The sequence below is a fragment of the Streptomyces sp. NBRC 110611 genome (genome assembly GCF_001590865.1).
Classification (GTDB): domain Bacteria; phylum Actinomycetota; class Actinomycetes; order Streptomycetales; family Streptomycetaceae; genus Streptomyces.
Map to the genome: position 1 here is coordinate 331,099 of NZ_BBUY01000007.1, position 9,128 is coordinate 340,226.

Consider the following 9,128-nt stretch of genomic DNA (forward strand, 5'->3'; position numbering starts at 1 on the left):
GACCGGGGCTTCCTGGGCCTGATGCTGATCCTGCCCGCGGTACTCGGTGTGGTCTCGATGCTGATCCCCAGCGATCACGGCCTGGCGTACGGGCCGATGAACAAGCTGGGCTTCCGGCCCAACCGCGACGCCAGCACGATCATGCTGATCCTCGCCGTCGGGATGTGCTTCTCCGGCGCGGCCAACTCGGTCCGTGAGCTGATCAAGGAGCGGGTCATCTACGAGCGCGAACGGGCCACCGGCCTGTCGCGGTCGGCGTACCTGATGTCCAAGGTGATCGTGCTGGGGGTGGTCACCGCCATCCAGGGCGTGATCATCGCGACGATCGGCTTCTCGACCCGGAACATGCCCGCCGAGGGCCTGATCCTCCCCAAGGCCCCGGCGCTCGAGATGGCGCTGGCGATCATCGCGCTGGGCTTCACCTCGATGATGTTCGGCCTGATCATCTCCGCACTGGTCAAGACCGCGGAGAAGACCATGCCGCTGCTGGTCATGTTCGCGATCGTCCAGGTCGTGTTCACCGGCGTGCTCTTCCAGCTCTTCGACACCCCCGGTGTCGCCCAGTTCGCCTGGCTGATGCCGTCCCGCTGGGCGGTGGCCGCGATGGGCGCGACCGCCGATATGAACACGCTGCTCCCGTGGGAGCCCGGCAACCCCGACCCGCTCTGGAAGCACCAGACCGGCGTCTTCGTGATGGATATGATCATTCTGCTCAGCGTGGGGGTGGCGCTCGCCTTCGTCGTCGCGCGCCTGCTGCGCCGCCACGAGCCGGAGGTCATGCGCAAGTAGCGCATCCCCGGTACGGCCGCATCCGCCGTACGACAGCGCCGAGGGGCGGCACCCGCAGTCGGGTGCCGCCCCTCGGCGCTGTGTACGTGGCGGTCCGGCTCAGTACGCGGAGTTCACGTTGTCCATCGAGCCGTACCGGGCGGCCGCGTAGTTGCAGGCCGCGGTGATGTTGGCGACCGGGTCGTAGACGTTCCAGGACGTGCCCTCGACGTGGTACGCCTTGAAGGTCGGGTCGATCACCTGGAGCAGGCCCTTGGAGGGGATGCCGTTCTGGGCGTTGATGTCCCAGAGGTTGATCGCCATCGGGTTGCCGGAGGACTCCCGGATGATGTTGCGGTAGATGCCGTTGTACGAGCCCGGGATGCCCTTCTGGGCCATGACGTCCAGCGACTCACGGATCCAGCCGTCGAGGTTGTCCGGGTAGGTCTTGGCGGCCGGCTTCGCGGCGGCGGGGATCGCGGTACGGACCGCGGACCGGCTGGCGGCCTGCTGCGCCTCGCGCTTCTTCGCGGCGGCCTCGGCCTTGCCCTTGGCGGCGGACCGGTCGGCCTGCTTGGCGATGGTGGCCTGCTGGGTCCTGGCGGCGGTGTCGACCGCGGCGAAGGCGACCGGCTTCACGTGCTCGGCGGCGACGGCCTGCGGCCCGGCGGTCTCGGTGTCCGCGCCCGGAAGGGTGGAGAAGACCAGAGCGGCGGCGCCGGCTGCGACGACACCGGCGGCGGTGATCTTGTGGGTCCGGGTCAGGCGATGAAGACCGGGGAGGGCAGGCTTGGACATGGCGGGACAGACCTTCCGATGGGGGACATCGCACGGGCCATGAGCGGCGGCGATCGCCGAGTACTGAGCACGGCGCCGAGCGACGGGAGCCATTCTTAGCGGCCGAAAATTGCCCCGGCAAAGGTGTGACATACGATCCGGGTTAGTGGAACCCGGACTGGGAATATCGCGTCGTATGCCACGAATTCCCAGCTCACACGTTCTTTACGGATCCACTAACCCGGGTCGTAAGTGAGCTGCGCCCTATGCGCGGCGTCACACCGCGGAAGGGGGTGTCTCGCCAGACGTGATTGCAATCGCACAGTCCGTAGAGGTCAGACCTCCACGATGACCTGGTCAAGAGACTTTCGGACCAAATCGGGCACTTCGCACTCCGGGGCGGGGTATCCCACCGGAATCACCGCGAACGCCTTCTCGTTGGCGGGCCGCTCCAGCGCCTCCTGGAGGAACCGCATCGGGCTCGGTGTGTGCACCAGCGCCGCGAGCCCCGACAGGTGCAGTGCGGTCAGCAGCATGCCGACCGCGATTCCCACGGATTCGTCCACGTAGTAGTGCTTGCGCTTGCCGCCGTCCGGGCCCAGCCAGTGCCGCTGCTGGAAGACCACGATCAGCTGTGGCGCGTCCGTCAGATGCGGTTTGACCTCGTCCGTGCCCAGCGGCCGCAGCGCCGCCAGCCACTCCTCGCCGAGCCGCCCCTCGTAGGAGACCCGCTCCTCCGCCTCCGCCGCCGCCCTGATCCGGCGGCGCACCTCGGGGTCCTTGACGAGTACGAACGTCCAGGGCTGCTGATGCGCCCCGGACGGCGCGGTGGCCGCGCAGGCGATCGCGTCCCTGACCGCCTGCTCGGGCACCGGGTCGGCGGCGAACTGGCGGACCGTGCGCCGCCGGGCCATCCGCTCCCGCAGCTCGGCGGCGCGGGCCAGCGACTCGGCCGGGGGGATCCGCTCGGGCCGGTACGGCACCGGGCAGTAGGGCTCGCCGTGGGTCGGCGTCCAGCTCCTCGTTGAATGCGTCATACACCGAGTCTGGGACCCGGCCCGACGGCAGGGGGCCCGGTTCACCGAATTCGTACCGTTCGGCTGCGCTGGCGTACTGCCCCGCATGGTCATCACCCTCCCCGCGCCGACATAACCGGGCGAAATGGACACTGGAGCATTTCGGGCATTCTTTAAATAAGGGTATGAATCGTATGCGCGGATATCGCCGGACACGCTTCCGCGGAGAGGTGACTCCTGTATACGGGGAGACTTCCTCATACGAGGGCGCATAGGAGAAAACCCCTGGAATTACGTAATAGGGGCTACTAGGATCACTAGGGGCAAAGTGCCCTCCGGGCTCGCTCGGCTCCCCAGCCCCTGCCGGGACGTCGGGCCTAGGCCGCGAGGCGTAGTCGGCAGACGTCGCCGGACCGATACGCGCAGGTCACGCCGCCGGTACGGTGAGGCCATGACCAATGGACCGGGAGCCGGGATCCCCGCGGTGAGCACCGCGATCCTCGCGATGAGCAGGCATCTGGAGGTGCGCGACGTCCTGAAGACGATCGTGGCCTCGGCCCGCGAACTGCTGGACGCCGAGTACGCCGCCCTGGGAGTGCCCGACGATCACGGAGGCTTCGCCCAGTTCGTCGTCGACGGTGTCAGCGCCGAGCAGTGGAAGGCCATCGGCCCGCTGCCCCGCCAGCACGGCATCCTCGCCGCGATGCTGCACAACGCCACCCCGGAACGGCTGGCCGACGTCCGCAAGGATCCCCGCTTCGGCGGCTGGCCCGAGGCGCACCCGGACATGTCCGACTTCCTCGGCCTGCCGGTCGCCGACGGCGACGAGATCCTCGGCGCCCTCTTCCTGGCGAACAAGCGCTGCCCCAAGCAGGACGGCCGCTGCGGCTTCACCGGGGACGACGAGCGGCTCCTCGGCATCCTCGCCCAGCACGCCGCCATCGCCCTGACCAACGCCCGCCTCTACGAGCGCAGCCGCGAGCTGACCATAGCCGGGGAGCGCGCCCGACTCGCCCACGAACTGCACGACGCGGTCTCCCAGAAGCTCTTCTCGCTCCGGCTGACCGCCCAGGCCGCGACCGCCCTGGTCGACCGCGACCCGGCCCGCGCCAAGGACGAGCTCCACCAGGTCGCGGCCCTCGCCGCGGAGGCCGCCGACGAACTGCGCGCCGCCGTCATCGAGCTGCGGCCCGCCGCACTGGACGAAGACGGCCTGGTCGCCACCCTGCGCTCCCAGGTCCAGGTCCTCGACCGCGCCCACTCGGCCCGGGTCACCTTCGCGGCCCACGGCCTACGGGCGCTGCCCGCCGCCCAGGAGGAGGCCGTCCTCCGGGTCGCCCAGGAAGCGCTGCACAACGCCCTGCGCCACTCCGGCGCCGAACGCGTCGAGGTCACCCTCTCCCGCAACGGCCAGGGCGCGCTGCTGCGCATCGCCGACGACGGGTGCGGCTTCGACCCGGGAACGGTCCGCCGGGCCGGGCGGCACCTCGGACTGGTGTCGATGCACGATCGCGCCGGCGGCGTCGGCGGCACACTCACCGTGGAGTCGGAGCCCGGAAAGGGCACCGCTGTCGAGATGGAGGTGCCCGGTGGCTGACACCGGATCTGTCCGCGTACTCCTCGTCGACGACCACCAGGTCGTCCGCCGGGGACTGCGCACATTCCTGGAGGTCCAGGACGACATCGAGGTGGTGGGGGAGGCCTCCGACGGGGCCGAGGGCATCGCCGCCGCCGAGCAACTGCGCCCGGACGTCGTCCTGATGGACGTCAAGATGCCCGGCATGGACGGCATCGAGGCGCTCCGCAAACTGCGTGAACTGGACAACCCCGCCCGGGTGCTGGTGGTGACCAGCTTCACCGAACAGCGCACCGTCGTCCCGGCGCTGCGCGCGGGCGCGGCCGGCTACGTCTACAAGGACATCGATCCGGAGGCGCTGGCCACCGCGATCCGCTCCGTACACGCCGGGCATGTCCTGCTGCAGCCCGAGGTGGCCGGCGCGCTGCTCTCCCAGGACGAGGGCAACGGGGGCCAGGGGCGCGGCACTTCGCTCACCGAGCGGGAGAGCGAGGTGCTCGGGCTGATCGCGGACGGCCGCTCCAACCGGGAGATCGCCCGCGCACTGGTGCTGTCCGAGAAGACCGTCAAGACCCATGTCTCCAACATCCTCATGAAGCTCGACCTCGCCGACCGCACCCAGGCCGCGCTCTGGGCCGTACGGCACGGAATCGGCGCCTGAGCGGGGCCTGAGCCGGGTGTGAGCGAGGTCCGGACGGGGGCCGTGCCGTGGCCGTACGGGAGGTCCGACGGTCCTCCCGTACGACAATGCGTCAAGCCGAACGTCGACTTCCGATCAGAGATTCATACTGTCGTGTAGCCATAGCCCGTTTGGCGTATCCCTCCTCGCTCCGGGCCGTTGTCCAGGGCAGTCGTGGCGGCTGGTCACGGCAACGGCATTGAGGAGCAAGCGAAGTGAAGAACATCAAGCGCGCAGCGGCCATCACCCTCGCGGCGAGCGGCCTCGCCCTCGCGGGCGCCGGCGTCGCTTCGGCCGACACCCCGCAGGCCGCCGGTCAGGCGGTGAACAACCCGGGCATCGTCTCCGGCAACCTCGCCCAGACGCCGCTGGAAGCCGACACGAACGTCACCGGCAACACCATCAACGGTGCCGGTGTGCTCAACCCGGCGTCCGGCAACGCCAGCAGCAACGCCCACTGACGCGGACGCGCCCGCACGATCCGTCCGGCCCGCGCACCGGAACGATCCGCGCGGGGTCACGCCGGGCCGGTGCCGTCACCCTCTGGACGCCGGCCGGTCCTCTTCCCCGCACCACTGTCATCACGGCCTTGTGCCACCACGTTAGGAACCCCTCCCCATGAACACCGCCAAGAAGGCTGCCTTCGTTCTCTCCGCCACTGGTCTCGCCCTCGGTGCGGCCGCCGGTTCCGCGTTCGCCCACGGCGGCGACGCGGACGGCCTTGCCACGAACTCCGGGGGCATCGGCTCCGGCAACGTCGTTCAGGCGCCGGTGAACGTCCCCGTGAACGCCACCGGCAACACCGGCAACGTCGTCGGTCTGCTCAACCCGTCGTTCGGCAACGGCAGCGCCAACCAGGGCTCCGGCGGCGGCGCGATGGGCGCGACCGAGAACTCCCCGGGCGTCGTCTCCGGCAACCAGGTGCAGGCGCCGGTGAACGTCCCCACGAACGTCGTCGGCAACAGCGTCACCGCCGTCGGCGGGCTCAACCCCACCTTCGGCAACGACGGCGTCAACCGCTGAGGCACCGGACCACCGTCATCTGCGGCCCCGCGCCGCCGCGTAAGGAACTCACACTCACATCATGAACACCGTAAAGAAGGCCGCCCTCGTCGTCGCCGGTGCCGGTCTGGCTCTCGGCGCCGCCGCCGGATCCGCGTTCGCCGACGCGGACGCCAACGGCAAGGCCACCAACTCGCCCGGTATCGGCTCGGGCAACGTCGCCCAGGTGCCGGTGCACGTCCCCGTGAACGCCACCGGCAACAGCGGCAACGTCATCGGTGTGCTCAACCCCACCTTTGACAACACCAGCTCGAACGGCTGAAGTTGTCCGAGCCGGGGTGAACAACTCGCCCTGCCCAGAGCTGTTCGGCCCCTCTCGGCAACGGCCCCGTCGTCGACCACACAATGGTCCGGCGGGGCCCGCCTCGTTGTCCCCGCCCTCCTCCCGCTCTCCGCCTCGTTGTTCCCGCCCCCCGCTCAGAGTCCCCTCCTCCGTCACCTCCGGTGCCGCTCCCGCTCCTCCGCCGCCGAGTTGTACGCCGCCACCTGCGCCCGCCGGGCCGTACGCTCCACCGGCCGCAGCGCCGCCGCGCGGGCCGCGATCTCCGACGAGCTGACCGCTCCGCCGTGCTCCCCGTCACCGCCGGCCGCGTGGGCGATGCCGATCAGCGCACCGACCCGCTGCGCCAGCTCCAGCACCCGCACCGCCCGCGGCGGATATCCCGGAGCGAGCACTTGCCGTCCGGCCTCCGCCCGCGCCCGGTACGTCTCCAGCGCGGCCTCCGCCACCGGACCGGACCCGGCCACGTCCAGCTTCGAGAGCACCTCGGTCGCCTCCCGCAGCGCCTCCGCCAGCTCCCGCTCCGCTTCGCCCAGTGACGGCACATCGGCCGGCAGCACCTCCCGCACCGGCAGACAGCGCCAGACCACCTCCACATGCACATCCGGCGCGGCACCGCCCTCCGGCCCGGCCTCGTACGTCTCGGGGACCAGCCCCAGCCCGGCGCCCGTCGCGAGCACCGCCTCCCCGGCCTCCAGCGCCCGTGCGTTGAATTCCGGCGGCCCGCACAGCCCCAGCGGATGCCCCGGCACCGGCAGCGCCACCCGCAGGCCGGTCGCCCCCAGCGCCCGCAGCCGTCCCAGCGCGAGCGTCAGCCCGACCGGCGTGCCTTCCCCGGGCAGGCCCTCCACGCGGTGCAGCGCGCCGTCATCCGTGATCCGGTGCACGGCTTCATCAGGTGAGACAAGTCCGGCAATCAGGGCATTTCCCCATGCTGCCAGCCGGCCTGAACGAGGTTCATTGAGCATGCTCCCCAGCCTAGGGAACAGCACTGACATCGAGTGGCGTAGGTTTGCTGGGGGGCTGCGCCTACCGGTGCAGGCGACGACCGAGATGCAATGGGAGACAACGCGCTCATGAGCGATGTACTGGAGCTGGTGGACGTATCCGTGGTCCGCGATGGACGGGCTCTGGTGGACCAGGTCTCCTGGTCGGTGAAGGAGGGGGAGCGCTGGGTGATCCTCGGCCCCAACGGAGCCGGCAAGACCACCCTGCTGAACGTCGCCTCCAGCTACCTCTTCCCGACCAAGGGCTCCGCCTCGATCCTCGGCGAGCAGCTCGGCAAGGTCGACGTCTTCGACCTCCGGCCGCGCATCGGCGTCGCCGGAATCGCGCTCGCCGACAAGCTGCCGCGCAGCCAGACCGTCCTGGAGACCGTGCTCACCGCCGCGTACGGCATGACCGCGCACTGGCAGGAGAACTACGAGGACGTCGACGAGCAGCGCGCCCGCGCCTTCCTCGACCGCCTCGGCATGAACGACTACCTCGACCGGAAGTTCGGCACCCTCTCCGAGGGCGAGCGCAAGCGGACCCTGATCGCCCGCGCGATGATGACCGACCCCGAACTCCTCCTGCTGGACGAGCCGGCCGCCGGCCTCGACCTCGGCGGCCGCGAGGACCTGGTGCGCCGCCTGGGCCGCCTCGCCCGCGACCCGTACGCCCCGTCGATGCTCATGGTCACCCACCACGTCGAGGAGATCGCCCCCGGCTTCACCCACGTCCTGATGATCCGTCAGGGCAAGGTGCTGGCCGCCGGCCCGATCGACCTGGAGCTGACCTCCAGCAACCTCTCGCACTGCTTCGGTCTGCCGCTGGTCGTCGAGCGGACCGGCGACCGCTGGACCGCGCAGGGCCTCCCGCTGGCCTGAGCCGAGCCGGCCCCGCTGCCCGCCGCTGACTGGTCGTGCCCTGTCCCGGGGCGCCGCCCGGATCTACCATGAAGCCGTGGATCCATGGGTGTGGTGGCTGATCGCCGCCGTAGGACTGGGTATTCCTCTCGTCATGACCGCGATGCCCGAATTCGGGATGTTCGCGGTCGGCGCCGTCGCCGGTGCCGTCACCGCAGCGCTCGGTGGCGGCACCGTTCTGCAGATCCTGGTGTTCGCCGTCGTATCGGTGGCGCTGATCGCCGTCGTACGCCCCGTCGCCAACCGCCATCGCAGCCAGAGTCCCCGGCTCGCGTCCGGCATCGACGCGCTGAAGGGCAGGACCGCCACGGTCGTGGAGCGGATCGACGGCGGTGCGGGCGGCCGCATCAAACTCGCCGGTGAGATCTGGTCCGCCCGCGCCCTGGAGACCGGACGGGTCTACGAACCCGGCCAGGAAGTGGACGTCGTCGAGATCGACGGCGCCACCGCCGTCGTCATCTGACCCGACATCCGCCGCCTCTGACCTGAACACGCTGCGCGACGAGCCGCAACTCTGAAAGACTGATCAACGGCAAGCAGCCGGCCGCCGGCCGGCACGGACAGCAACGAAGGGCACGGGAGCCGCTGTGGAACCGATCATCATCGTCCTGATCATCCTCGTGGTACTCGTCTTCGTCGCACTCATCAAAACGATCCAGGTCATCCCCCAGGCGAGCGCCGCCATCGTCGAACGCTTCGGCCGCTATACGAGAACGCTGAACGCGGGCCTGAACATCGTCGTCCCGTTCATCGACACCATCCGCAACCGCATCGACCTCCGCGAGCAGGTCGTGCCGTTCCCGCCACAGCCGGTGATCACCCAGGACAACCTGGTCGTGAACATCGACACCGTCATCTACTACCAGGTGACGGACGCGCGCGCCGCGACGTACGAGGTCGCCAGCTACATCCAGGCCATCGAGCAGCTCACGGTCACCACGCTCCGCAACATCATCGGCGGTATGGACCTCGAACGGACCCTGACCTCCCGCGAGGAGATCAACGCGGCACTGCGCGGCGTCCTCGACGAGGCCACCGGCAAGTGGGGCATCCGCGTCAACCG

Annotated in this window: 12 protein-coding genes; 9 read left to right on the forward strand and 3 right to left on the reverse strand. The window is 70.0% G+C overall.

The features are described 5' to 3' along the window. The coding region (locus AZE13_RS18555; RefSeq protein ID WP_147264679.1) for an ABC transporter permease at window positions 1–789 on the forward strand (789 nt) is incomplete at its 5' end. Between the two features lie 99 nt (window positions 790–888). On the opposite strand, the gene AZE13_RS18560 is transcribed toward AZE13_RS18555, so the two are convergent. Next, window positions 889–1,566: a transglycosylase SLT domain-containing protein gene (locus AZE13_RS18560; protein WP_066932625.1), complete on the reverse strand. Its 678-nt coding sequence runs from the start codon at window positions 1,564–1,566 to the stop codon at window positions 889–891. A 314-nt stretch (window positions 1,567–1,880) separates the two neighbouring features. After that, window positions 1,881–2,582, reverse strand: a complete 702-nt coding sequence (locus AZE13_RS18565) for a nitroreductase family protein (RefSeq protein WP_181690375.1) — start codon at window positions 2,580–2,582, stop codon at window positions 1,881–1,883. A 430-nt stretch (window positions 2,583–3,012) separates the two neighbouring features. Here AZE13_RS18565 and AZE13_RS18570 point away from each other — a divergent pair, with 430 nt between their 5' ends. The 5 genes from AZE13_RS18570 (at window position 3,013) to AZE13_RS18590 (ending at window position 6,140) form a co-directional block, all read left to right on the forward strand. Beyond that, entirely contained in the window at window positions 3,013–4,158 is a 1,146-nt protein-coding gene (locus AZE13_RS18570; RefSeq protein ID WP_066932631.1) for a GAF domain-containing sensor histidine kinase, read from the forward strand. Beyond that, the gene (locus AZE13_RS18575) at window positions 4,151–4,798 is read left to right on the forward strand and encodes a response regulator (RefSeq protein WP_066932634.1); all 648 of its coding nucleotides are present in this window, start codon (window positions 4,151–4,153) and stop codon (window positions 4,796–4,798) included. Before AZE13_RS18570 ends, AZE13_RS18575 begins: the two co-directional genes overlap by 8 nt. Before the next feature lie 233 nt (window positions 4,799–5,031). Then, window positions 5,032–5,277 (forward strand): chaplin, encoded by a 246-nt coding sequence (locus tag AZE13_RS18580; RefSeq protein WP_066932637.1) that lies wholly within the window; start codon window positions 5,032–5,034, stop codon window positions 5,275–5,277. Window positions 5,278–5,434: 157 nt separating this feature from the next. Continuing rightward, window positions 5,435–5,839 (forward strand): chaplin, encoded by a 405-nt coding sequence (locus AZE13_RS39050; RefSeq protein WP_066932640.1) that lies wholly within the window; start codon window positions 5,435–5,437, stop codon window positions 5,837–5,839. Window positions 5,840–5,900: 61 nt separating this feature from the next. Next, window positions 5,901–6,140 carry a chaplin gene (locus AZE13_RS18590; protein ID WP_066932643.1) on the forward strand — a complete coding sequence of 80 codons (240 nt, stop codon included), beginning with the start codon at window positions 5,901–5,903 and terminating at the stop codon, window positions 6,138–6,140. 173 nt (window positions 6,141–6,313) lie between these two features. Here AZE13_RS18590 and AZE13_RS18595 read toward each other — a convergent pair whose 3' ends face one another. Continuing rightward, entirely contained in the window at window positions 6,314–7,126 is an 813-nt protein-coding gene (locus tag AZE13_RS18595; protein ID WP_066932646.1) for a hypothetical protein, read from the reverse strand. 90 nt (window positions 7,127–7,216) lie between these two features. Here AZE13_RS18595 and AZE13_RS18600 point away from each other — a divergent pair, with 90 nt between their 5' ends. From AZE13_RS18600 to AZE13_RS18610, 3 genes are all read left to right on the forward strand, one after another. Next, complete coding sequence (locus tag AZE13_RS18600) at window positions 7,217–8,026, forward strand: ABC transporter ATP-binding protein (RefSeq protein WP_066932650.1); 810 nt, start codon at window positions 7,217–7,219, stop codon at window positions 8,024–8,026. Window positions 8,027–8,114: 88 nt separating this feature from the next. Continuing rightward, window positions 8,115–8,528: an NfeD family protein gene (locus AZE13_RS18605; protein WP_066932653.1), complete on the forward strand. Its 414-nt coding sequence runs from the start codon at window positions 8,115–8,117 to the stop codon at window positions 8,526–8,528. Between the two features lie 124 nt (window positions 8,529–8,652). After that, window positions 8,653–9,128, forward strand: a 476-nt coding sequence (locus AZE13_RS18610; RefSeq protein WP_147264680.1) for an SPFH domain-containing protein, incomplete at its 3' end; no start/stop codon positions are given.

What these genes read in the sequence shown, in the direction of transcription:
- AZE13_RS18565 (WP_181690375.1), bottom strand. Translation starts at nt 2,582, where the DNA reads ATGACGCATTCAACGAGGAGCTGGACGCCGACCCACGGCGAGCCCTAC.
- AZE13_RS18590 (WP_066932643.1), top strand. Translation starts at nt 5,901, where the DNA reads ATGAACACCGTAAAGAAGGCCGCCCTCGTCGTCGCCGGTGCCGGTCTG.
- AZE13_RS18570 (WP_066932631.1), top strand. Translation starts at nt 3,013, where the DNA reads ATGACCAATGGACCGGGAGCCGGGATCCCCGCGGTGAGCACCGCGATC.
- AZE13_RS39050 (WP_066932640.1), top strand. Translation starts at nt 5,435, where the DNA reads ATGAACACCGCCAAGAAGGCTGCCTTCGTTCTCTCCGCCACTGGTCTC.
- AZE13_RS18595 (WP_066932646.1), bottom strand. Translation starts at nt 7,126, where the DNA reads ATGCTCAATGAACCTCGTTCAGGCCGGCTGGCAGCATGGGGAAATGCC.
- AZE13_RS18600 (WP_066932650.1), top strand. Translation starts at nt 7,217, where the DNA reads ATGGGAGACAACGCGCTCATGAGCGATGTACTGGAGCTGGTGGACGTA.
- AZE13_RS18560 (WP_066932625.1), bottom strand. Translation starts at nt 1,566, where the DNA reads ATGTCCAAGCCTGCCCTCCCCGGTCTTCATCGCCTGACCCGGACCCAC.